This window comes from Pseudomonas sp. RA_105y_Pfl2_P56, from assembly GCF_963970845.1.
Classification (GTDB): Bacteria; Pseudomonadota; Gammaproteobacteria; order Pseudomonadales; family Pseudomonadaceae; genus Aquipseudomonas; species Aquipseudomonas baetica_A.
On the sequence record NZ_CAXAPL010000020.1, the window covers coordinates 35538 to 60003 of the forward strand.

The 24466-nt window shown below is 57.3% G+C and carries 13 protein-coding genes and 1 pseudogene; 9 read left to right on the forward strand and 5 right to left on the reverse strand.

All coding sequences use genetic code 11. The features are described from left to right. Positions 1–97 precede the first annotated feature (97 nt). From AACY11_RS15375 to AACY11_RS15385, 3 genes are read left to right on the forward strand one after another with little or no spacing between them, the layout of a single operon-like run. Positions 98–1204 (forward strand): GGDEF domain-containing protein, encoded by a 1107-nt coding sequence (locus tag AACY11_RS15375; RefSeq protein WP_339495148.1) that lies wholly within the window; start codon positions 98–100, stop codon positions 1202–1204. Beyond that, complete coding sequence (locus AACY11_RS15380; RefSeq protein WP_339495150.1) at positions 1197–2132, forward strand: iron-sulfur-binding ferredoxin reductase; 936 nt, start codon at positions 1197–1199, stop codon at positions 2130–2132. The genes AACY11_RS15375 and AACY11_RS15380 overlap by 8 nt, the downstream gene beginning before the upstream one ends. Positions 2133–2161: 29 nt before the next feature. Beyond that, entirely contained in the window at positions 2162–2911 is a 750-nt protein-coding gene (locus tag AACY11_RS15385; protein WP_339465227.1) for an enoyl-CoA hydratase-related protein, read from the forward strand. 253 nt (positions 2912–3164) lie between these two features. Here AACY11_RS15385 and AACY11_RS15390 read toward each other — a convergent pair whose 3' ends face one another. The 4 genes from AACY11_RS15390 to pyk form a co-directional block, all read right to left on the reverse strand. Continuing rightward, on the reverse strand, positions 3165–3404 hold the full coding sequence (locus AACY11_RS15390) for a hypothetical protein (protein WP_339495153.1): 240 nt from the start codon (positions 3402–3404) through the stop codon (positions 3165–3167). A gap of 214 nt (positions 3405–3618) precedes the next feature. Then, positions 3619–4896 carry a delta-60 repeat domain-containing protein gene (locus AACY11_RS15395; RefSeq protein WP_339495155.1) on the reverse strand — a complete coding sequence of 426 codons (1278 nt, stop codon included), beginning with the start codon at positions 4894–4896 and terminating at the stop codon, positions 3619–3621. Positions 4897–5171: 275 nt separating this feature from the next. Further along, positions 5172–5906, reverse strand: coding sequence for a hypothetical protein (locus AACY11_RS15400; protein ID WP_339495188.1), 735 nt, complete (start codon positions 5904–5906; stop codon positions 5172–5174). A 199-nt stretch (positions 5907–6105) separates the two neighbouring features. After that, positions 6106–7557 carry a pyruvate kinase gene (gene pyk / locus AACY11_RS15405; protein WP_339431009.1) on the reverse strand — a complete coding sequence of 484 codons (1452 nt, stop codon included), beginning with the start codon at positions 7555–7557 and terminating at the stop codon, positions 6106–6108. 192 nt (positions 7558–7749) lie between these two features. Between pyk and AACY11_RS15410 the strand changes: the two genes are divergently transcribed. Then, on the forward strand, positions 7750–8136 hold the full coding sequence (locus AACY11_RS15410) for a tetratricopeptide repeat protein (protein ID WP_339431008.1): 387 nt from the start codon (positions 7750–7752) through the stop codon (positions 8134–8136). 231 nt (positions 8137–8367) lie between these two features. Then, positions 8368–8727, forward strand: coding sequence for a PilZ domain-containing protein (locus AACY11_RS15415; RefSeq protein WP_339431007.1), 360 nt, complete (start codon positions 8368–8370; stop codon positions 8725–8727). Between the two features lie 147 nt (positions 8728–8874). Here the strand turns inward: AACY11_RS15415 and AACY11_RS15420 are convergent. After that, positions 8875–9012: pseudogene (locus AACY11_RS15420) on the reverse strand (DUF6124 family protein); the annotation flags it as partial. Between the two features lie 226 nt (positions 9013–9238). On the opposite strand from AACY11_RS15420, the gene AACY11_RS15425 reads away from it, so the two are divergent. The 4 genes from AACY11_RS15425 (at position 9239) to AACY11_RS15440 (ending at position 24443) form a co-directional block, all read left to right on the forward strand. Further along, on the forward strand, positions 9239–12409 hold the full coding sequence (locus AACY11_RS15425; RefSeq protein ID WP_339495157.1) for a hypothetical protein: 3171 nt from the start codon (positions 9239–9241) through the stop codon (positions 12407–12409). Between the two features lie 144 nt (positions 12410–12553). Next, the gene (locus AACY11_RS15430) at positions 12554–16291 is read left to right on the forward strand and encodes a Tc toxin subunit A (RefSeq protein ID WP_339495159.1); all 3738 of its coding nucleotides are present in this window, start codon (positions 12554–12556) and stop codon (positions 16289–16291) included. After that, positions 16288–20394 carry a Tc toxin subunit A-related protein gene (locus AACY11_RS15435; RefSeq protein ID WP_339465234.1) on the forward strand — a complete coding sequence of 1369 codons (4107 nt, stop codon included), beginning with the start codon at positions 16288–16290 and terminating at the stop codon, positions 20392–20394. The genes AACY11_RS15430 and AACY11_RS15435 overlap by 4 nt, the downstream gene beginning before the upstream one ends. Further along, the gene (locus tag AACY11_RS15440) at positions 20391–24443 is read left to right on the forward strand and encodes a hypothetical protein (protein WP_339495161.1); all 4053 of its coding nucleotides are present in this window, start codon (positions 20391–20393) and stop codon (positions 24441–24443) included. Before AACY11_RS15435 ends, AACY11_RS15440 begins: the two co-directional genes overlap by 4 nt. Positions 24444–24466 lie beyond the last annotated feature (23 nt).

Here is a 24466-nt window from a genome sequence, read left to right on the forward strand (position 1 = left end):
AAAATCAATGGTCATTTATCGACTACGCCACTAAAGTGGCAGCCGGTCTGTAGGGTAGGACACTCGGTCAGCCTCCAATCGCACGGTGAGTCAACGATTGACCCATAACGCCATTCAACGTCTTTTGCTTAAACGCTTCGCCCTCGCTGCAGCCACCTATGGATTGGCTTTGCTGCTGCTGTGGCTGGCGTTTTTTACCGGTCATTTCGGCGAGTCCCTGCGTGCTGTGACCATCGGCAGTACGCTGGTGGTGATCAGCCAAGCCACCTTGTTCGGCCTGTTCTGGAGCGGACGCAATATGCGTTTTGCCGACCCCAGCCTGACCGAAGCGCAAGTGCTGCTCGGGCTCGGCTGGCAGACGTGGCTGATCGCTCATCTGGACGAGGCCCGGGGCGCGTTTTTGGTGTTCTACGTGCTGATCCTGCTGTTCGGTCTGTTTCATCTGAGCCGACGGGCGTTCATCCGCTGTGCCCTGTTGGTGTTCTTCAGTTTCTGCGCGATTACCCTGTGGGACGGATACCACTTCCGCCTGCCGGAGCCAGCGCTCGCCGTGCTGCAAGTGTGCATCCTGGCGATGGTGCTGGCGTGGCTGGTGATTTATGCGCGCTTTGTTCAGGTTTCGCGTCAACGCATACGCCAGCGCCGGTTTGCCTTGCAGGCACATCAGGACACCTTGCGCGGGATGATGCGCCAGCTCGAAGACCTGGTCGCCACCGACGAGTTGACCGGGCTGTTCAATCGTCGACACTTTTTGCGTCTGGCCTCGCGTGAACTGAATGCGATGGACAGCGAAGCGGTGCACGGCCTGGCGCTGATCGACCTCGACCATTTCAAGCGCATCAACGACCTGCACGGTCACGCCGCCGGCGATCAGGTGCTGCAGGCCTTTGCCGGTGTCGCCCAAGCGTGTCTGCGCGACGGCGACGTATTGGCGCGTTATGGTGGTGAGGAATTCGTGGTGTTGCTGCCCGACTGCGACGCCGAACGCCTGACCGCCTGCTGCGAACGTCTGCGCGTGGCCTTTACCGACGTCGAATTGGTCGGCGTGAATGTGCGTGATCTCAGCCTCTCGGCCGGCATGACCCTGTTGACCTTGGGCGATGATCTGGATGACGCCTTGCAGCGCGCCGACCAGGCGCTCTATCGAGCCAAGCGTGACGGGCGCAATCGCTGTGCGGCAGCCTGGGAGAACGTAGATGCCTGAGCTTCGTGTGGGTCAGCAGAACTGGTCGGTAGCGGCGGGTAGCAACCTGCTCGATGCCCTCAATCAGAACGGCGTGCCGGTGCCATATAGCTGCCGCGCCGGCCGTTGTCATGCCTGCCTGGTGCAGTGCGTGCAAGGCCTGCCGGCCGACAATCGCCCGGATGCCTTGAGTGCCGAACAGCGCCAGCAGGGTTGGCGGCTGGCTTGTCAGTGCCAGGTTGTCGAAGACTTGCAGGTGCACACCTTCGATCCGGCGACGGACGGACGCCCGGCAGTTGTCGAGGCGCTGGACTGGCTGAGCGACAGCGTTCTGCGTTTGCGTCTGAGTCCGCAGCGCCCGCTGCGCTACAGCGTCGGGCAACATCTGGTGTTGTGGATCAATCACATCGCACGTCCGTATTCGCTGGCCAGCCTGCCGGAAGAAGACCGTTTTCTGGAGTTTCACCTCGATTGCCGCCAGCCCGGGGAGTTCAGCGACGCGGCACGTTGTCTGCAGATCGGCGACCCGATCCGCCTCGGCGAACTGCGCGGTGGTGCGTTGCAATACGACGCCGACTGGCATACCCGACCGTTGTGGCTGCTGGCGGCGGGTACAGGCCTCGGCCCGTTGTTCGGTGTCTTACGTGAAGCGCTGCGTCAGGATCACCAGGGCGCCATCCGCGTCATTCACCTGGCCCATGACGCCAGTGAGCATTATCTGGCCAAACCCCTTGGCGCACTGGCCACCCAGCGTGAAAACCTGACCGTCGAGCTATGGACGGCGGCCGAGGCGCCCGCCGCTTTGGCGCAACTGCGCCTTGTTTCCCGGCAAACCCTGGCCTTAGTCTGCGGCTCGACGGCCAGTGTCGACGCCTTCGCCCGGCGTCTGTACCTGGCCGGATTGCCGCGCAATCAACTGCTGGCCGACGTATTCCTCAGCCGTGGTTGAGCGCTGATCCATCAGACGCGAGACACGCCATGACCGAAGCCATCCTGCTGGAACGCGAGCGCGGTTTACTGACCCTGCGCCTCAATCGCCCGGACAAGAAAAACGCCCTGACCCGCGCCATGTACAGCCGTCTCGCCGAGGCGTTGAAGCAGGCCGACAGCGACCCCGACATCAACGCCGTACTGATCACCGGCAGCAGCGAATGCTTTACGGCCGGCAATGACATCGCCGACTTCATCCAGCAACCGCCCAGTGACCTCGACAGCCCGGTGTTCCACTTCATGCAGGGCCTGCTCGAATGCCGAAAACCGGTGATCGCGGCTGTGGCCGGCGCAGCGGTGGGCATCGGCACCACGCTGTTGCTGCATTGCGATCTGGTCTATGTCAGTCGCGATGCACGGTTGTGCATGCCATTCGTCAACCTTGGGTTATGCCCCGAGTTCGGCTCCAGCCTGATCCTGCCGCGCTTGCTTGGCCAGGCCAAAGCAGCAGAGTTGTTGTTGCTCGGTGAAGGTTTCAGCGGTGAGCAGGCCGCGGCCTGGGGCATTGCCAGCGAAGCGTTGGGCAGCGGCGAAGCGGCATTGGCCAAGGCGCGGGAGATGGCGCTGCGCTTCGACGAATTACCGCCCGAAGCGGTGCGCATCAGCAAACAATTGATGAAAGCGCCGGATCGCGAGCAGATCCGCCAAGTGATCGAAGAGGAGGGCGCACTGTTTACTCAGCGGTTGCGCTCACCCGAAGCGCTGGCGGCGTTGACCGGGTTTATCAAGCGGCATTGAATTTTCGCTGACGGTAGCGGCCTTTCGGGAGCAAGCGTCCTCCCCAATCTGAAATTCATTCCCCTGTAGTGAGCAGGCTCGCGATTGCATTTGATCAGTCAAAACCCCTCTGGGATCAGAAAGACAAAAGCCCCCCGCCATTCACATGACGGGGCGACATTGAATTGCAGACAGACTGTGTGTCGGCTTCAACTCTTCCCGTGGAAACGAAGGATCACGCCCTGAGTCACCGACGTTGACAGAAAGCCCGCGATCACGATTTTTCCAGCGATCCTTCAGGCAACAAGCGGCCCAATATGTAGTGCCCTCCGGAATCATGAAAAGCATCGCCAGTAAAATAAAGGCGTTCCAGTGTCGAAAGGGATTGCGCTGTAACGTCTAAAAGTGTGGTTTGCGACCGCAGGTTAGGGATGTTCAGGTGCCAAATGCCTTTCTCACCAAAACTTTCATCCAGTGAACCGGCTTGTCGGACTGATGGGCTTGGAGTGGCCATGTAACGCTCCTTGAATGGATTGTTTTCGGCTTTAGTAGCTGCCCATCATCCTGCCGCGTCTACTGGCAGGTCTGACAGTTGACACTGGTTTGTTCGTTGTGCGTGCCGCGCCTCACGGTCAAGGGGCGCTGCCTTTCGAGCGCCGCATGCAGGATGTAAAAGCCCCGTCATTCATCGGCCGGGGCTTTTGCTTTCTGCTCGCTTGAAGTGACAATCAGCCAAGTCCGTGCAAGCGCAGTACCTGACCTTGAAACTGCGGGGTAGTCCCGGTTCCTGCCACTACGATCTTTCCATCCTTCTGTAGCGTGACAGCGTAGAAAGTTGTTCTGCCGCCAACGTCCGTACCCACCCAACCGACGCCCGCGAATGTTGTATCAAACGAACCGTCACTGAGTATTCTTGCGACGACGGCTGGCGCTGTGTCATCCAGTTGCTTGCCTATCAAAACGATCTTGCCATCCGGTTGCATGAGTCCGCCGGCCCAGTAGGTGGGCTCATTATTCAATCGGGTGAGCAAGGGTTGACCTCGATTGAACTGGAGATTGGCGCTGCCATCCGGTTCCAGACCGATCAAGAGACCTTGGGGCGTTTCGGTTCTGCCGATGCCCAGCAGACGGTTGTTCGGTTGTTGAATAATGGCCACCAGTCTGGCGGACTCCGACACTGGCACAATGACAAACCCGCCATTGCCAAAGCCTTGATCGAGGCTGCCGTTGAGTCCGTAGCGCGCGAACAGAGGCGCCGACGTGCCTGAGCGTGGCGCCAGTTGGCCGCAGACGACAATGTTGCCGTCCTGATCGATCAAACCGCCATGCACTTTGACGTCAGCAGGATCGGCACCCGGATAAATGACCTGGACATACCCCTTGTCATTGAAAGAAGTGTCCAGCGAACCATCGTTGTTGAGCTGGAAAATAAAGGCGCGGGTGTCCGCCAGATGAGTGATGACGTAAGAATTTACGATCAGGATTTTTCCATTGTCGAGGGGCAAGACGTTTGCCGGCACGCTCTGATCTTTACCTCCCCCCACGTCTATGAACATCAGGGCATTGAGCTCTTGAGGTCGCGGAAGTACGACATGCCCCGCCATTCCAAATTCGACGTCCAGCGTTCCGTCGGGCAGGTATCGGGCCAATGCCGGATCACGTGCGCCTCCTACAGACCCGGTCACGAGAATTTTGCCGTCACTGAGAACGCTCACGGCGTTCCCCCGGGACTCGTTTGTTCCGGCAAAAAAACCGGTCACGACGCCATTCGTGCCAAAGCGGTTGTCCAGCGTTCCGTCAGCCAGCAAGCGCCCCAGCAGGTAGGGCGAATGGGTGACACCACGTCGTATCTGACCGGTGAAATACAGGTGCTCCAGGGCTGTGGTGACGCCGAGGATGGTTGTTTCAGAGCCCAATTGCGCGAGGTCGAGACGAAAAATACCTGCATCTGCAAAACTTTCATCAAGCGACCCTGCGGCCTGCACAGATCGATCTGAGTGGTTCATGTGGCTGTCCTTGAGTAGGGGGCGACTCAAGTAGCTACCCCTCACCATCCCCCGTCTACTGTCAGGTCTGACAGTAGACGGGGGATGTCACTCTGTGATTTACGCTTGCTGTGTCAGCGATGAGGCCGGCACAGGCGCCACACCTGCCTGAACCGGACGCAAAAAGTCCCGCCATTCAAATGGTGGGGCTTATTTTTCAGAAAGTCAGGTGGACCCATATCCTGACGCCATCGATACCCATGGTTGAAGAGGTTGTCAGAGGTGATTGCATACCTTCAACCAAGCAGGCCGCGCATGATTTTGATGTTCGTATCGGTTGTCCAACTGAAAAACAGTACGTTGTCAGGCATGAACGCGATGGCGAGTGATGAGCCCGTGGTCTGCGGGAAACGCAGGGAGCCGGTGCCTTTGCCGAATGAGCTGTCGAGTGTGCCGTCACTGATCAAGCGAGCGATCACAACGTTCCGTGTGGCCTCCATCGGCAAGTCTGCTCTCCCTGCCACGAGAAGTTTTCCGTCGCTCTGCGCTGTGCCCGCAAGCCACCCGGTTTCTGCATAGTCGAGCACTGTCTTGAGCGGTTGTGTGCGGTTGAACTGAATATTGGCTTTGCCGTTTGGCTCTCGACTGATCAGCAATCCTTTTCTGACGCTTGCAGAAGCTTCACCGATGGCAAAAACGCGTTGATTGGGCTGCAAGGCCAATTGATGAATTGCAAAGTATTCCTTTTTTTTACCAACGCTCAGATAACCCGTTTTGTTGAAAGTCTTGTCCGGCGAGCCATCGCTGTTCAGCACAGTGATGACGCCGAATGGGCTGTCCAGGTTCTGCAGCAAAAGGATTTTGCCATCGGGCATTACTGATGCCTGAGCCTGATCGTTATTGGGTTGACGGTCAGTTGCAGGTGTTGATGCGCAGCGGGTGGCCGGTAGATCGACGATGACTAAACCATTGTTGCCGAAGGTAGCGTCCGCAGTACCGTTCAGCGCCATCCGAAACAGTGCTTTTTCGATGGGGTGCCGCTGGCTCTCATCTGTTTGGCTTCAGGAAGGCAAGGCCTTCTTTCGTTCTTGATGGGATGCAGGCATCGACCTTGGCAGGCTCCTTACTGTAAGACCTGACAGTTGACGCATGAATAATTGCAGTGTCGGCCTTTACAGGGGCGAAAAAAAACCGCCATTCACATGGCGGTTTTTTTCAGCATCCGGTCACTCAGACCTGCGGGTCGCCCACGTGCAGGATCTTCATGCCGTTGGTGCCGCCGGTGGTGTGGTAGCTGTCGCCCTTGGTCAGGATGACCCAGTCGCCTTTTTCCACAACGCCGCGTTTGACCAGTTCGTCGATGGCCTTCTGGCTGACTTCGTGCGGTTCCAGCGAGGCTGGGTCGAACGGAATCGTGTACACGCCACGGAACATCGCCGCACGCGCCTGAGTCTCGCGGTGTGGCGAGTAAGCGTAGATCGGCACCGAAGAACGGATACGCGACATGATCAGCGGGGTGTAGCCACTTTCGGTCAGCGCGATGATCGCTTTGACGCCCGGGAAATGGTTGGCGGTGTACATGGTCGCCAGCGCAATGCTTTCGTCGCAGCGGGTGAATTCCTTGCCGATGCGGTGGCTGGAGGTTTTACCGGTCGGGTGCTTCTCAGCGCCGACGCAAATGCGCGCCATCGCTTGCACGGCTTCCAGCGGGTACAGGCCAGCGGCGGATTCGGCCGAAAGCATCACGGCGTCGGTGTAGTCGAGCACGGCGTTGGCCACGTCGGACACTTCGGCGCGGGTCGGCATCGGGTTCTGGATCATCGACTCCATCATCTGGGTCGCCACGATCACAGCCTTGTTGTGGCGGCGTGCGTGCAGAATGATTTTCTTCTGAATGCCCACCAGTTCGGCGTCGCCGATTTCCACACCGAGGTCACCACGGGCAACCATCACCGCGTCGGAGGCCTTGATCAGGCCGTCGAGGGTTTCGTCGTCGGCCACGGCTTCGGCGCGTTCGATCTTCGCCACCAGCCAGGCAGTGCCGCCGGCTTCGTCGCGCAGTTGACGGGCGTAGTTCATGTCGGCGGCGTCACGCGGGAAGGACACCGCCAGGTAGTCGACTTCCATTTCAGCGGCGAGCTTGATGTCGGCCTTGTCTTTTTCAGTCAGGGCCGGAGCGGTCAGGCCGCCACCGCGACGGTTGATGCCTTTGTGGTCGGACAGCGGGCCGCCGATGGTCACGACGCAATGCAGTTCGGTGGCCGTGGCGGTTTCAACGCGCATCACCACGCGGCCGTCGTCGAGCAGCAGCTCGTCGCCCACGCCGCAGTCCTTGACCAGATCCGGGTAGTCGATGCCGACCACTTGCTGGTTGCCTTCGGTCAACGGATGGCTGGTGGAGAAGGTGAACTTGTCACCGATCTTCAGCTCGATCTTTTTGTTGGCGAATTTGGCGATACGAATTTTCGGGCCTTGCAGGTCACCCAGCAGGGCGACGAAGCGGCCGTGCTTGGCAGCGAGGTCACGCACCAGTTTCGCGCGAGCCTTGTGCTCGTCGGGGGTGCCGTGGGAGAAGTTCAGACGGGCAACGTCCAGGCCAGCCAGAATCAGCTGTTCGAGAACTTCCGGCGAGTTACTGGCCGGGCCAAGGGTAGCGACGATTTTGGTACGACGGACGGACATGCAAAGACTCCTGAGTTCAAGCGCTAGCGAAGGCTACTATGCTCGAGGGGTGTAGTCATTGTTCGTTTGCACTACTTTTTGCGAAGCGCTTCGTTCTAATCTTTTCTTTATTGAACTCGGCAACTTTGGGACAAACGCGCCTGAAGATTTCCGAGCAGGGGTCGATACAGAGCACAAGACAGGAGAACCCTCATGCGATTGTTGCCCATTGCCGCCCTTGCCCTCAGCGTCCTCGCCGTCACGGGCTGTACCCGTTGGTCGATGAACCATCATTTGAACAACGCCTACAGCGCCTATGATCGCGGCAATTGCGAGCAGGTCATGCTTGAACTGTCCAAGGTCGAACGCGCCAGCCGTGCCCGCCCGTACGTGTGGCCGGAAGTGTCGATGATGCGCGGCCAGTGCCTGGAACGTCAGAAAATGTTTGTCGACGCGGCGCAGACCTATCAGTTCATCATCGCCTCGTACCCCAACAGCGAATACGCCTACCGCGCACGCGCGCGCCTGGAAACCTTGCAGAGCCTGGGCCATTACCCGATCCCGGTCGCCACCCCCGCCGTGCGGCCAACCCGCTTTTAATGGAAGTTGTCAGACAAAATCTGGCTGTGTGTACAAGCTGAGCTATAGTCGATTAACCCGGGTTTAGAGCCGAATCTGTAAACCCGGAGCAACACCTGCGACTGGCAAGTGGTCAGGTGACGGCGACGTAGCGACCGTCACACCGGAAGCGGGGAGAGCGGGCCTGCGACTCAGGCACGTTCCGAAGCAAAGGTGCGGCTCTGTGACGGAGCCTTGCATGGCGAACTGCGCATGTTTACCGACCGCCGGATTGAACGGCATCAGCTGCCGTATTTCCTTAGAGTGTTCAATAGCGTTACCGACAAGCCCATCGGTTTTCTCGGCAACGTGTCCGCAGACGGGCTGATGCTGATCAGCCATTTGCCCATGATGGTTGGCGTGGATTTCCAGTTGCATCTGAAAATCCCCGCCAGCGATGGCTGCCAGCAAGTCATCGACTTCACCGCGTATTGCGTGTGGTGCCATGAAGACGCCACGCCGCTGCATTACGACGCCGGGTTCGTTGTGCAGCGACCGCCGCCGGAATATGGGGAACTGGTGCAGGCGTTGCAGCGTTATTTCAGTTTTCAGCCGTTGCCGGCTTCGGCTTGATTTCGGCGGCGCTCGCTGTTGCCATCGCTGGCAAGCCGCCTCCCACAGTTTTGCATTGTGCATGGATGTTGCTGTCGACGCAGACCCTGTGGGAGCGGGCTTGCTGGCGATGGCGTCTTCAAAGGCGCCCGTGATCCAAAACCAGGCCACCGCGATCGCCCGCTCCTGATCCAGCGCCTCTTCCGCCAGCAATAACCCCATCTCACTCATCTGATAGATCGCCATCGCCAGATGCCTTGGCCTGTCATCGAGGTTGTCGGCCAGGTCGAGCAGCAGAATGCTGACCGGGGCAACTTTAAAGCGCACAAGCCGGCGGATTCTGAGTGAGTTGTCGGCAACTGCGCAACCTGGTGTAGCCGGGTGTTAGTAGCTGAAGGACATCCGTATGTTGTAGCGTGAGAAAAGTTACCGTTGGTCGGGACTGTCAAAGTTGACAGGTGCGCGCGTAAGTCAGGCCGCCGTAACTTAGGACGACCCGCCACTAGCGACGCCGACAATTGGAGCCCCGTGAATGACTTCCGACGACAGCGACAAATCCAGTCTGGAAATTTCCGGGCAGCAAGACAAAGAACTCGTCAATCAAACTGATCTTCGCGAAGTAACTGAAGATGCATTGGTTTCTGGCGCGGGGCCGCAACAATCGAGTGATGATCTTGCTTCCTCTATGTCGAAACCTCCCCCAGTAGAGTTGTTAGCGCCATATAGCTCTGTCATTCAAGGATGGGCGTTCAAATTGGAGTTCCGAATTCCTTGGGACGGAACCCATCAAGTATGGATAGATTACATGGTCGATGGCGTCATTCATCATCAGGTTTCCGAGTGGTTTCCCGGGCGTGTTGTTAATGTCGTCAATACAGCGTATACGAGCGACGGCGCAAGGTCGCTACGCATCCAGTGGCGTCTCGGAGATGAATTTTCGGATTACAGGTATCTCGATTACTACATTATTCATGACGTTTTAAGTTTCGAAGATATTTCAGAAGACTTTACCATTCGCGGTTATGGGGGGGGCGGAACGACGGCTTTTGCGTTGGAGGTGGGTCCCGGGAGTCACAACGCACTTGGTGCTGAAGTGGATTGTGGTCAGACTTGGGTTGCGCCGCTTGATACGGTGTACCCCCCAGGAAAAAAATCCATTGGGATGTTCCAAACGGCTCGTTATAAGAATCGTCAGTACTTTCGCTTATCTGCAGTCAGAGAAATGTTTTATTTATATTTGCCAAAGCTGGAGTCTCCCCGGCAAGGGCAAGTCTTGCGAACGTCCGAGTTGAGTTTCAGTGGCAAGGGGCATCGCGGATTAAGACTTCAGGTAGTGAGTCGAGATGATCACTATGACGTATTAAGTGAAGCTTCAGTAACTGCTTCCGATTCTTGGAAGTTGGCACCATTAAAAGAACGCATCCGATCTGGGGAACTCACTGTTGAAGTACAGTATACACACCCCAATATCAGCCACGGATACTCAAGAGCGGTCACGTTTGTTGCCGTCGGCGTGCTTGAAGTGCTCAAACCAGGACCCTCTTCTACGCAGGAGCCGAATTTTGTGTTGGAAGGGGACAACGGTGTAAGCGGCGCCAGTATTTCGGTGTATTTGGATCTCACCAATTCGCTGGTCGGCTCGGCGGTTGTGCCTGAGAAAGGTAGTTCGTGGGTTGCTTCTGTCGCTGATTTGCCACCAGGGCCGATCAGTCTCGTTGTCGAACAGGATCTGGGCGGTGTGTCATCCGAACGCAGTGCACCGCGAGCCTTCAGAATCCGCCCTCCCGAACTGGAAAAACCTGATGTCACCTTACTCCCGGATACAAGCCTGAAGTTCTCCGGCACCGGCCATTTCGATCAAAACTTCTCGACCGAAATCCAGTTCTCTGCCCGCGACGTTTCGCTGCCTTTACCTCCCAACATCCGCGTCGATGGGCTGGGTCAGTGGGAAACCGCCCCCGTTGTCTGGCCTCTTGGCAGCTACGATGTGACGGTGATTCAAAAAATCGCCGACAACGCCAATGGCTGGATCGAATCGCTGCCGCTTGAATTCGAAGTCCACAACAACATGCCGGATATCACCGAGGCGAGCTACACCGAGGAGTATCTACCCGTCTTCAGCGGTGAAGGTTACACAGGCGCCACCGTCTCGCTCAGGTTTCCCGATACAACCGAGGCTGCACGAAGTGTAGCGGTCGTGAACGGCAAATGGTCGACCCCGGCATTGGTGAAGTGGGGGCCAACCAACAAGCGGGAAGTCCACATTACACAGCATCTGGGAGACCATCCCTCGCAACGTCCTTTCATACTGCACGTCACGATTCCACCGCTGGCGCCAGGCCTGGATGATCCTGCCGAGGAGGGGCTGGAGCCGATGTTCAGTGGCACTTGTTGGTCTGAAGCGGTGGTGAAGCTCCGGTTCAGCGACGACGGCTCGGAGTACGAAGCGGATGTGGAGGGTGAGCGCTGGGCATTTCAGCGAACCAAAGCATTTGAACCGGGAGTCCTCCACCGCGTCACCGTTACCCAGATCGTTGTCGATGTCCCTTCAGTGCCGGCATCGAAAACCTTCACTGTCCACAGAGTCATGTTGCAACCGCTCATCGTCGCGCCGGTATCCGGCTCAGAAGTGGGGTACGACGTCACCATTGAAGGTGATAACGGCATGCAGGGCGCGATGATGCAATTGCATGACAGCCAGATGGGAGGAACGCTGGGTGCTCCGCTCGAATTGCTTGAGGAGGGCAAATGGTCGATAGGACTACGCGATCTGGAGCTGAGGCATTACTTCCTCCACGCGCAACAGATACTTAACGGGCAAGAGTCGACCAACAGCGCTGTGCACGAACTCAAGGTGGTGGTGCCGCCGCCTCGATTCACGACGCCGATCCCTGGCGGGAAAGCGCCGCGCACCTCGAAAATTGCTGGCACTGGCCGACCTGGCGCGCGGGTGGAGGTCTGGCTGGAAGGCGCTACTGAGCCATTGCTGACGGATATTGAAGTGAACGCGTCAGACAGCTGGGAAGCCGAAGTGAGTCTGCCGGTGGGAAACACAACCATCTGGGCTTTTCAAACCTTCGTCCACAATGGCACTCCACAACGCTCTCAGCCCAATGAGCGTTTGCGTTACAAGGTCGTGCCGGCGGCTCCGTTTATCGAAACCCCGACTGCCGATGACCATGTCGGCCGACGGGTCGTGGTGTCGGGTTTCGCGACGCCCGGCGACACCGTGACCGTGACGCTGGGTAGCGACCAGGCAAGCGTCGAGGTGCGGGAAAACCGGACGTGGTCGGTAACGCTGAAGCCTGGGCAAAACGAAGGCAATCATGAACTCGAAGTTGTGGCGGCTTACGAAGGGTTTGAATCCGATAGCGCGAAACGCACGCTTCAGCTGGCAACTTATCTGCCCACCATTGAGATACCCGCGCCGGGACGCTGGGTCAGCAACCCGGTGCTGTTTGCCGGCACGGGCCGTCAAGGTGTCGGTGTTCTGGTCGACCCCTTCAACCCGGACAAGACATGGGCAGCGTCGATTCAGGTCGACCCTGACTGGCAAGGCCTGTCTGACCAAGCGCTACCGTTGGGTGGCAACTGGTGCCGTTTCAAGCTGCAACCAAGCGATAGCGATCCGCTGGGTTCCGACTGGGTCGCCAGTGAGCGGTTTGAAATCGAATCAGCACCGACGGGTAAATCACACTTGTAAAATTCCGATGAACGGGCATTAAACCTGTCATTTATGACAGTTGGCGGCTGCTGCGTTCAAGCGCTAAATCCTTATGGAACGCTGGGTCCGCCTGACACGACAGTCAGGCGGGCCGGGCCCGTTATCGACTCAAGGAATGTGACCATGGCTGATTCACTCCGTCCCGCTGCGCAGTTGTTCATTCAGCTGTTTGGTCAGCAAACGTCCACTGCGCAAAACCGGCTTTCGAAACTCTGGAGTTACGTTGAGGAAGGGGGATCGTTTTTCCCACTGGTCGAAAAGGGTATTCCGGTGCTGGTCGGCGAGTACGGACTTGAGCAGGAAGAGGCGCGACGTTTTTTGCGCCGGGCCAACAGCCTGGCGAGCTATGTGCGGCGTCGGTTTATTGAACATCACGTGGAGAGGGATAAAGCCGGGTCGATAGGACCGTCCAGTGGTTTGATGTCGCTCGTTGACGGGCCGCAACTGGAGCGAATATTCGATCTGCAATTGAGAGCCAAGTGCCCCTCGGATTCTCTGGAGTCCATGTTCGGGCCTTCGGCGTATCTGGTCTTTTTGTATCGCTTGATTCGCGACTTGATCGAATCCGTTGGTGACGACACCCAGCTGCCGTTGCATGAGCGTCGCACGGATTTGATGACGTTGACGGTCGACAGTAAAGCGGTGAACGCGCCGGAGTCATCAGTCGACGTGATCGTACGCGTGCTACAGGCGTTCATCGCTGCGAACACGGTAGTTCCAATTGAACAGGCATTGATCACAGCACGCTATCCCAACGGTCTGCCGTATTACCAGCATTGGGTCACGGTTGATGGGGTTGCGGGTTTCAGCGGACGATCAGTAGGGGATTTTGCCAACATCGTTGACAGGAAATTCCCCAACTTCTTGCACTCCGCGTCCCTGACCAGGCTTGCCGCTGCTGCTCTGGCTCATGCCTCTCGGCTGGGCCCTTACCAGCAGCAGCTTCTTACTGAGGAATACACATATCCCGAGGATATGTATCAGTTCTATCTGGAGAACTTTGGCACCGAAGACACTGAGTATCTGAATCTCAATCAGATATTTTATTTGGCTCAACGTACAAATCTTGTGGCCGAGGAGATTACAAGTCTTTTTTCGGTTGGGGACTACGCGCCGCGGCGTTCGGCCAATGTGAATTACTCCAGTGAGCCCGATGTCCCGGAAGGCGGCCGATCCGGCTCGGTTTACATCAATGATAATGCTCACCCCGCTATCGGTATCACCACGCAGTCAGGGAATAGTTTTCATCGGATAATCGTGAATCCCAATACCCCAAGAGGCTTGAATACATTTGATCGACTCAACCGCAAGTTGCGCCTGGACAAATGGCTGAATCTGTCCCCTGAGCAGACTGACGCCCTGTTGGTGGCAGCGATCAGGGCGCAAGCGCGTGGAGCCGAAAAGCCTGAGGTGTGGGCGATTTCGGTCAACGTGATCCATGCATTGGGCCTGTTTCAGCGACTGCGTGAACGCTACAACTGCACGGCAGCGGATTTCGCCGTGTTTCTCGATGAACTGTCACTGTACGGTCGCGGTGATGCACTGTCGCAGTTCGATCAGGTCTTCAACAATCAAGATAATTATCGCGAGCCGCTGAGACTCGACGGCACACCGTTTGCGCTGATACCGACATCGGACCAAGACAATCTGACGGTCAGCCAGCTATGCAGTGGTTTGGGCATTGATCTTCAGACTTACCACTACCTGGCGTTGGCGATAGCCCAGGCTCATGATCTTACCGATAGTCTGGTGCGCAGTTCGCCGGTCATTTCCAGTTTTTACCGTCTGGTAAAACTGCCCCGGCTGTTGAATATCACGCCGGTCGAAGGCGTGTTGATGCTCAGTGTGCTGGGGGGAGAAACCTGGCTCAAAGGGCTGGCGGGCACGCCGTGTATTGTCGACGTGGCGGGTGATGACAGCCGCATTGACGCCACGGCTGGCGATCCGGGTGTGCTGAGCCTGATCGAAGCCATGCAGGCCTGCGTGCAATGGTGCGAGCAAAGCAACATGTCGGTGCTGTGGATGTTGCAGCACGTGAGTGCACCACTGCGTCTGAGCGATTTCTCCCAGCAGGACCAACAGTTCTTCGACAAGATCGGCACCCTCCTGCCCAGCGCGCGGTTATCCAATAATTCTTTTCTCGTAGCCGGTATTCCGCCGGCCGGAGAAAGCGACTGGCTGGATTTACTGTCGATTGACAGTGAGGGGTTGGCGCCGGTTGTCGATGTCAATGGGCTGATACTGGCCACTGCCATGACGCCGGAGGATTATTCGGCCTTTGCCCGCGAGAAGCTTGAATGGGCCGTCAGGAACGGCCTGGACATTGAGGACGCCCAGGTCAGCGTCTTGGCCGAGATCATGCTCGCCGTTCTTCTGCAGGCCAGAGACGCTCAAGTGTCGCTGGTCAGGGAGTCGCTGGCAGTCTACGCCGGCATTGAGGGCGAATTGGCCGTTCTGGTGCTGAACTGGGTCGATGCTTCGGTGTACCAACTGTTGCGCCAGGTGTATGACCGCACTGACCTCGAACCGCCAGCGACGCAGCGCAGGCGCGACGAACCTTCAGATCCGTTACTCCAATTGCTGGCTGTTGTGCGCCAGCGCGCCGAAGTCGTTTCAATGCTGGGTTTGAGTGCGGCCCTGCTCCGGGATTATCTGGATTATGGATATGAGGCGTGGGTCGACCAAAGCATCATCGATCCCTCTCAAAAATCTGTGTTCTCGGTGCGCATACTTTACGCGATGACCACGCTGACCCGCGCGTTCAGCATGAGTGAACAGCCGGAACAGAAATTGCTGGACTATCTGCGTCAGGTCCATTCGCTTCCTGCCCGACCCAGCGAGGATGCATTGCGGGTGGTGCAGCAGGCAGCAGCCATCAAACTGGCTGAATTCTTTGCCTGGAGCGCGCAGGAAGTCAGCGAATGTGTTCGCCATATCGATCCTGAAACCCAAGTGTTGAAAACCCTGGAACAACTGGATCTGCTGATACGCGTTTACCAGTTGTCGATGCAGACCGGTATGGATGCCCGGACCATTTTGCGGATCGGTACCTTGCCGGAGACAACCGATGCCAGCGAGGCCTATGCCCAGGCAGCTGAACTGGCTTTGCTCAGTCAGACCCAGACGCCTGTGCCTGTCGTGCAAGCACCGGGCGAACTGAAGCAGTTGGTCAGGATGACTTGCGCAGTAGAACCGACGGAAGTCTTCGCTAGTAAAAAAGATGAGAAAGCGATCATTACGATGACGCTCACCGACGCCCGAGGCGCAGCGTTGAAAGGCATCGCTGTTGATTGGCACTCCGAGCTAGGGACCATCAAATCGGGCATCACCGATCCCAATGGAGTCCTCACGGCTGAGTATTTTCCGGGCACAGTCTTGGGCACGGACAGCCTTTATTTTTCCATGAGCCTGCTCGAGCCTGAGTGGGCAGTGAGCATCAACGTCATCGCTCACGCCGAGAGCATGAGTTTCCCGACCGGGCTGATGTCTCCGGTGCCAACGGAGGTCGTGCCGCTTGGTCAGGAAATCACACTCTACGCCACGATGGTGGACCAGTACGCAAACCTTGGGGCCAACATGCTGGTGGACTGGGCCTGGGAAGGAGATACAGATCCCGAAGAACGACCAACGATCCGTCCGGCACAGGGTTTCACCAATCAGCAAGGTCAAACCACGGTTTATATCACCAGCGATTTCAGCGGTGAATTCGAAGTCGGTATACGCAGCCTGGCAAGCGGGTTGGGGACACTCTTCGAACCCATCAGGTTTGGGGTGACGCAAGGCCGCAGCCACTCGCTTGAACAAGCGTCAACGCCTTCCGCCAGTGACTCGGGAACCTCTTCCACGGAGCAAGGATCATGACATCGAACAACATTGGTCTGTTGCAGGAAAAACGTCGTACCGCGTTGCTTGAGTATTGCATCGGGCAAGTAAAGGCTGAGCGTTACCCGCCTTTGCGGACCCCGGAGGACGTGTTCGAATTGCTGCGCATCGACCCGTTGGACAGTGCTCGAGTGCAGACGTCGGGGGTGGCCGAAGCGATCAGTTGTGCGCAGCAATATATCAGTGCGGTGTACAACAAAATGGAGCCCGGTTTCGAAAACCACGAGTTTCCCCCTGAACAGCTTGAAAACTGGGCGCTGTACAACAACTACTCGGACTGGGCCGCAGTGCAGATGATCGCGCTCTACCCGGAAAACTACATCAATCCGTTCGTCCGTCAGCGTAAGACGGATCTGTTCAAGGCCCTTGAAAACAACCTCAACCAGGCCCGTTTGAACAGCGATTCGGTTCAAGCCGCGCTACAGGATTACTTGCAAGCCTTCGAACAGATCTGCGATCTGGATGTTGTCAGTGGCTACATGGACGGCACGACCCCGGAGCGCGCCGATTATTACTTTCTCGGGCGTCAGCGGGTGCCGCCGTTCCAGTACTTCTGGCGCAAGGCGCAAATCGAGATCACGCCCACGTGTGTGGCCGTCAACCCGGCGGCGTGGAGTGAATGGAAAGCGGTGGATGTTCAACCTGCCGGGCGGGTGCTGGACATGCGTCCGGTGGTCTGGAATGGCCGACTGTGTCTGGTCTGGGCGCAGTGGCGGGACAAGGTCGGCGAGCTCATCAAAGCCGTCCCCGCGGATCCCTCAAAGGACGACAGATCCCGATTCGTGCCCCATCAGCTGGATATCAATGTGGCCTTCATGAGGCAGAACGGCCAGTGGTCGGCGCCTTTGAATTTACGCCATGGCGAGTTTGATGAGGATCTCTCTGCGGGTGCCCGGTTGATTGCAACCGTGTGGGTCGACTCTCAGAATCCCAAAGGCAAGCTCGGGGTATTGCTGGACAATGATAAAACCGGCACAGCTGCCTTGAAAGAGACCGCGATCATCGATGTGCTGATGCGCCCCGTTGTTGAAGACGGTGGTAACTGGCTGGAGCTGGCCAAGACTGAGCGATTTGTTTCTGCCTTGACGGTTCAGCACCCCTTGGGTCTTGAGGTTACTGTGGTCCCAAGTGAGTCACCGCCAGGCTCCATGGCAGCTTTTCTGGGGCTGAACGTCTTCGCCATGCGATCGGGTAGTAATGATGTGCTGACGGTTGAGGGTTTTTGCCGGCCCACAGGTTTGTCAGAGAAAAATACAAACTTTACCTTGCAGTTGGAAAATCCCGCCAATGGCGACCCCGCGCCGGTGAAGCGTGCGGTGTCGACAGCCGGCGGTTGGACAATGAATTTTTTGGGTACTTTCACTCGACCAAAGGGGACGTGGAGCAACGTCAGGTTCACTCTAAAGAACGATACTGACGGCTTTGGCGGTAAACAGTTTGCCCTGACGATTGTCGACCTCCCGTATTTCCTCCCGCCAACGCTGCTTAAAAACGCCACGGATGCCGCCCAGTTCCTCGACTTTCAACTGGGTGATGACTGGGCGTTGCGATACGTTCGGCTCAATTCGCTGTTCGGCCCCGAGCTGGTCACGCGCTCCACTGTCTCTGCGGCGACTCTGATTAATTTGGACTCCCAGCATCTGTCAGAGCCGCCGCCTACCAATGTTGATTTCGAGGAGCGCAACGGCGCTTTCGACGGTGCCAACGGGCTGTTTTTCTGGGAGCTGTTTTTCCATCTGCCGCATTTGATCGCGACACGCTTGCGTGATGAAGAGCGGTTTGCCGAAGCCCAGACGTGGCTGCATTTCATTTTCGATCCCCGGGCCCCTGCCGACAGCAGCTCGGTACCCGAGAAACCACGTTTCTGGCGCTGCCGCCCCTTGATCAACGATCTGGGGCATGCCGGTTGTGAAGCCGCAGCGCCCGCCGACCCGGATGCGATTGGATATTCGGCGCCTGTGCATCTGAGGCTGCTGATGTTCATCGAATATGTGAAGAACCTCATGGCCTGGGGGGACTGGCATTACCGCCAACTGACCCGCGAAAGCCTGGTGGCGGCGAAGCTGTGCTATGTACAAGCGGGATCATTGATGGGCAAACCGCCTCTGACTCAAACGGTGAACTTGTGGCAGACCGCGACGCTGGGGAACCTTCTGGCCCAAAGTTGCACGCGTACGGCACTGGAAGCGTTCGAGCAGACATTGAATTACAGCCTGGCAGATGTTCCGGGCGGCTCCGATACGGCTCCCATGCTGGGCATGTTGGGGTGTCCGCCGTTCAGGGCACCCATCAATGATGAGTTGTTCGCGTGGTTCAACGAGCCGCAGTACCGCATGAACAACTTGCGCAACAACTTGACCATTGATGGCAAGCCCATGCTCCTGCCGTTGTTCAACCCACCGACTGACCCGAACCAATTGCTGCGCGCTCTGGCCGCAGGTGGTGTCGGTGGTGCCAGACCGATGGGCGGACGGCTGGTGGTGATTGCGTTTCGCTGGCGTACGATCTTCGAGGTTGCCTTGCGTGCGGTGCAGGTCTTGCAGGATTACGGCAGCCAAGTACTCAATCTGCTTGAGCGGCGTGATCGTGCCGAGCAGGAAGAGCTGCAGCAAAACCATCTGGTGGAGTTGGGCAACTACGCCAAAACCGTGCAGGAGCAATCCATCGCTCAGTTGGAAGCGAGCATGACGGCGCTCGAGCAGAGCCGGACAGTGGCCCGGGAACGGGCTGCTGCTTACGCAGCCCGCTATGACGAAAACGTGTCGGCTGTCGAATATCAGGTCATGGCAAACCTGGACCAGTCCAAAGAGCTGGCGCTGACTGCCAAAATCCTCAAACCGGTAGGCGCGGCCTTGGCGGCCGCGCCCAATATCTTCGGTATGGCGAACGGCGGGTTTCGTATCGACAAAGTTACGGATGCCATCTGCTTTGGCCTGGAGATAGCTTCGTCGATGCTGCAAATCGATGCCGACAAGCAAGCCACCACCGAAGGTTATCGCCGTCGCCGCAATGAATGGGGGCTGCAACGCGATCAGGCGCTGGCAGAAATCGCGGCCATCGATGCGCAAATCGTCGCGCAGAACCATGCGGTTGATGCGGCTAGAACCAACCTTGCGCAAACGCTGCGAGCTAACGCTCAGGCGCTGACGATGTACAACTATCTGAAAAAGCGCGCAACCAATGCCGAATTGTTCGGCTGGATGCTGGGCCAGCTCAAGGCCTTGCACTATCAGGCTTACGACGCGGTGGTCAGTCTTTGCCTCAGCGCGCAAACGGCGATGAGCGCCGAAACCGGCGATTACGATTCACATATTCCCTTGCCGCAGGTCTGGCAGGATCAACGTCACGGTTTGACTGCTGGCGAGCATCTGCGCGCGCACCTGCTGCGTATGGAGCGTGAGTACTTGCAACGCACCGAGCGACGGCTTGAACTGGTGAAAACCATCTCGTTGCGTCGCCTGTTCAATGACGCAACTGACCCTCAGGGCGTTGGTGGTTGGGAGGCTGCATTGGCGCAATTGCAGACGACCGGCTCGCTGGAGTTCAGACTGACGCAATTGCTGTTCGATCGGGATTATCCGGGACATTACTGCCGGCAGATCAGTTCGGTGGAAGTCGACTTGCCAGTGCTGACGGGTCCTTTCGAGGACGTGCGCGTGACCTTGCTGCAGGTTGGCAGCATGACCGCCAGCCGGGCTTCGGTGCAGTCAGTGCAGTACTTGCATAAACCTGATCCTGGGGAAGTGGCCCCTTCCGATGTGCTGTTCAACTTGCGTCCGGGCCAGCAGATCGCCCTGTCGGTGGGGATCGCCGACAACGGCATGGCGGCGGCGAAGCCAGACGAAGGTTTGCTCTTTCCATTTGAAAATACCGGTGCGGTGTCTGCCTGGGAGCTGAAATGTCCATGGCATAACGAACCGCCGCAGAAGGCCATGCTGCGCTCGATGAACGATTGCATCTTGCGCATTCGCTATACGTGCAAGAGCGGAGATCAGTCGTTTACCGATTCGGTGAAGGAGTTGGTCAATGCAGCACAAGCAAGAGCGTCTGGCCGGCAAGGGCAAGGGAGTGCGCAGTCATGAATAATCCTATCGTTCAGGTCAATGAAAACCTGGTGTGCAACGGTGATTTCGAAGAAAGGTTCGAATGTTGGGCAAGGACGGGTGCGGTTGCCATAGGCCTGGCGTATTACGACAACACGCCTGTCAAACACATCAAAGCGCCGAAGGGCACGGGTGTCACGCAGGACGTCACACTTCCAAGAGATCCTGATGGCAATGGTGCTTATTGGCTGAGTTTTCTGTGGGAAAGCAGTTTCAGCCAATCAGGCTGGGTGAGGATTTCTCAGGGAGAAATCGAGCATTACCGCATCGAACTCAAACCCGTCGGTAAACCTGATCAGGTACAACATCGCGAGGGTCTCGGATCAGGGCCAGAGAGGCGATTCAGTCCGACCCTGCATGAAGTGCAACTGACATCGGACATCTCAAGCTCAAAGCCGCTGCGCATCGAAATATACAGCTCGACAGAGTCTTCAAGTCCATTTGGCGAACTCTGGGTTACACGCGTCAAAGTCGAGTTGAAACTCGCGCCACTTGAGTTGCAGGAAATTGGGCTGGACGGCGTGTCGTTTCTGCCCTTGCGCAAAATGTACCTGTGTCAGGGCGCCAGCAGGGGCGGAGCTTTTGGCAGCAATGCATTGATCACGCCCCACGTACTCGGTTTTGTACCTGTGCCGGATAACCCTTGGGACGGCACCCCGGTTGAATTGAGCATCGACAATAACCCGCAGGGCGCGATTGTCGCGACGCCTGCTTGGGACACCCAGCAATCGCTGGACGTGCCATGGACGCTCGATTGCCCGTTAATCGATGATCAGGACTACGAATTCACCCTGAGCTTGCGCAACCGTTACACCGCGCAGGCCTACGAGATCCTCGTATCGCTGGGGCATCATCGACTGATTTTTCGTGAGGTGGTCGAGGCCGCTTATTACCCGTTGATTGAGCAAAGTGTCCGTTTGGGTGTGCAAGTAGCGTCGTATTACACCGGCCAGCCATTTGCCGGGCTTACGGTGAACTGGGCGACCGCCGAGCATGGGGTGTTGGCGGCTACCGTTACTGGTGAACAAGGTTGGGCTTACTTCGATTATGAGGCGAAGGCAGCAGGGGACTTCGTTATTGAAGCCTCTGTGGTCAGCCTTTATTACGAGCAGGGTGTGTGGACTCAGACGTTTGACGTACTGGTACTGGGCGAGGATCCGTGGGCACGGTTGACTGTCCGTGAAAACAACGAAATCAGGGACTGGATTGATAACAGTTATCCGAACCGGGGTTCTACCCATTTCATTGATGTAATGCTAGAGACCAACAGTCGTCTGCGAGGCAGCGACTTCTATTTGCATTGGCACGGTGACAAGCCAGGGCAACTGGGTGTCGTGGTCAGTCCGCCACTGGAAACATCGGTGCCCATGCCGATCGATGGAGGGGGCACTGCATCCTGGACGCTGAACTGCGAAGACCGGCGCGACGGGATATTCGAGTTGTCACTGGTCTGCTCGAAGCTGTTGTTGCCGTCGCCCAGAAAACGCATGTCGCTGGCGCGCAACAGGATCAGGATCAAAGAGGTACGCCAGGCCGAGAATAGTCCGGTGGTGGAGGAACACGAAAGTGCGTACCTGCGCTTGCAAGTGGTGCATGTTACTGATCAGGGCGACGGCGAACCGGTGATCGGTGCGCTGGTCGAGTGGCAAACCGCCGACAGCGTCGTGCAAAGCCAAACGGGAAGCGGTGGTTGGGGGAGCCTGAAGTTTTACACCAGAGAACCCGGGACTCATGCGATCACCGCAGCGGTCCGGGCGCATGAATCTGCTGCGCCGCATGAGTGCGAATTCAGCGTGACCGCGATGGCCAGGAGTTCTTGGAAAGACAAGGTCAACATCACATTTGATCGTGGTCTGATCAACCAGGATCGAGGGGTTGCCTGCAAACGAGGTCTCACCCATTCCCTGGAGGTCACTGCCCTCGCCGGCAGTCCTCTTATCGGCCAGGAAATTACGTTGGCATGGGGCATCGACGAACCAGGCATCGGGCTGGTGGTGAGTGAACTTGGCGAGCCCAGGGTATTGCGGGCAGATGAACCGCTGATCTGGACCCTGAGCTCTGAATTCGCCAAGAGCCGCAGCAGCATGTTCGGACTGCGGTTGTTGACCAATTCACTGGAAGATCGAGAGTTGCTCGGCCGCTTGGTTTCACCGGACATTTACGATGAATTCACTCTGGAACTGGATCATATGAGCACCGACCGAGGTCAGTCGCTGTATCCCTGCCTGGGTGCCGTACACCGGTATATTTTCAGAACTAACGCACTGAGTGCCCTGGTGGGGCTTGCCATGGATTTGCAATGGAACGGAACTCCAGCGTCAGAGTTGGATATCGTTCTCGACCCGCCTCCACATAGCCACAATGTTATTGATGAAAGTGGCATGACCTGGACACTGGATTGTTCAGATAGTCGGGGGGGCGGGGCGTTCGGTCTGAAATTCTTGACGTGGGATGGCTCGACGGATGTCACCAGAATGCACTTGGGCCACAACAAACTCAGCATTGAAACCGTACGTGAGTCTGCCGTTTTCCCGATCGTGGGTCAGGATCCAGCATGGATGTGGGCGAAAGTACGTTCGGATTTCTCGCAAGCTGCCATGGTTCAAGTGCCAACTCAGTGGAAGGTGGATGGTCATTCTGAAGAACATGTGACTGCTGACGATGGCTGGGCAGGCTTTGCGTATGGGGCAACCACAGGCGGATCGGCAACGGTTGAGGTGTCTGTCAGCAGTCCGTATGACAATGCTACAGATACACGTTCGATGGAGATCTGTTCGCTGGCCGACGATCCATGGGCTCGATTGCAGTTCAGTATGGACAACGGGCCTGCACAGCCTTTCGGCCAGGACACCGGTTTTGCGCGACGCAAACTGACCCATAGAATCGACGTAACTGCCCCGCAAGACACCTTCTTGTCCGGTCGAAATTTGACGCTGGGCATGGTCGGCACCGGGCCTGAGGCACTCGGCATTCGTTTTACTCAGCCAGTACTCGGTTTGCCAAGGGTCTTTAGCCGCGAGGCGGGATTCACCGATTCCTTCATGGTCGATGACAAGCGTAACGGCAGTTTCGGCTTGTTTCTGGCCTGCGAAAGCCTGGCTCGATGGTCACCTGTCAATGCAATGTCGGTGGGTGAAGGCGCGCAAGTGGTGAAGATCGCCGAGCGTTCGAGGGTTAGCCAGACGCTGTACTGGGGCGAGGCTGTGTCCGAGCAGATCACCGTTGTTTCGACCATCAGCGGCAGGCCGATGGCGGGGATGAATGTTGTCTGGCGCACTCCGGATCTTGGCGAGGTGACGACGACCACCAACTTCTACGGCGAGGCGCGGATCCGCTTTGTGCCCAGGACTCCCGGAGCGGCGCAACTGACCGCGACGGTGGGGGATGCGCAGTATTCGGAATCGATTTCATTGCCGTATTTCCTGCATGAACCGCGAGAGATCAAGGAACTGTTCAGTGATGACCCGAGCGGTTATCCGGGGCAGGAAGTTTCAGCCCGGGTTTACGTCGTCTCGGCCATTACCGGTAATCCCTTGGCAAACGTTGAGGTCAATTGGGAATTCCCTGGAGTCGACATCGCGCCGACGACAACCGATAGCGAAGGTATCGCCAATGTTGTGTTCCGACTTTCGGCTCTTCAACCCGGTCTTCTCGATGCAGGCGTTCGGGGGGGCTTGGCTGGATGGGAGGTCAGTTCGATTCCTTTTACGCTTAAAGCGCATGAGCGAATGATGACTGAGATCAGAGGCAGTGGCAGTTACCCGGTGGATCAATCTGTGCCTGTCTCGTTCAGGATCGTCTCGATCCCCGACGGCAAGCCGATTGTCGGTCAGAAAGTTCTCTGGGGACTGAACAGTGTTCCCGATGGCTCATCATTTTCAACGGAAGATGGATGGGTGAGAAAAAGTTATTCGTCGCAAGGAATGGTTGGCTACAAGACCATTCGTGCTTCTGTTGTCGATGAGCAGGGGGCGGTACTTGATGAGGAAGTATTCCGGCTTCAATTCTTTGACTCGGAGTTGCCTTGAACCTCGTACAGAAATCAGTAGGG

Bases quoted from the DNA above. Each gene is read 5' to 3' on its own strand.
- AACY11_RS15385 (WP_339465227.1), top strand. From the start codon at position 2,162: ATGACCGAAGCCATCCTGCTGGAACGCGAGCGCGGTTTACTGACCCTG.
- AACY11_RS15380 (WP_339495150.1), top strand. From the start codon at position 1,197: ATGCCTGAGCTTCGTGTGGGTCAGCAGAACTGGTCGGTAGCGGCGGGT.
- AACY11_RS15430 (WP_339495159.1), top strand. From the start codon at position 12,554: ATGGCTGATTCACTCCGTCCCGCTGCGCAGTTGTTCATTCAGCTGTTT.
- AACY11_RS15415 (WP_339431007.1), top strand. From the start codon at position 8,368: ATGTTTACCGACCGCCGGATTGAACGGCATCAGCTGCCGTATTTCCTT.
- AACY11_RS15435 (WP_339465234.1), top strand. From the start codon at position 16,288: ATGACATCGAACAACATTGGTCTGTTGCAGGAAAAACGTCGTACCGCG.
- AACY11_RS15410 (WP_339431008.1), top strand. From the start codon at position 7,750: ATGCGATTGTTGCCCATTGCCGCCCTTGCCCTCAGCGTCCTCGCCGTC.
- AACY11_RS15425 (WP_339495157.1), top strand. From the start codon at position 9,239: ATGACTTCCGACGACAGCGACAAATCCAGTCTGGAAATTTCCGGGCAG.
- AACY11_RS15440 (WP_339495161.1), top strand. From the start codon at position 20,391: ATGAATAATCCTATCGTTCAGGTCAATGAAAACCTGGTGTGCAACGGT.
- AACY11_RS15395 (WP_339495155.1), bottom strand. From the start codon at position 4,896: ATGAACCACTCAGATCGATCTGTGCAGGCCGCAGGGTCGCTTGATGAA.
- pyk (WP_339431009.1), bottom strand. From the start codon at position 7,557: ATGTCCGTCCGTCGTACCAAAATCGTCGCTACCCTTGGCCCGGCCAGT.
- AACY11_RS15390 (WP_339495153.1), bottom strand. From the start codon at position 3,404: ATGGCCACTCCAAGCCCATCAGTCCGACAAGCCGGTTCACTGGATGAA.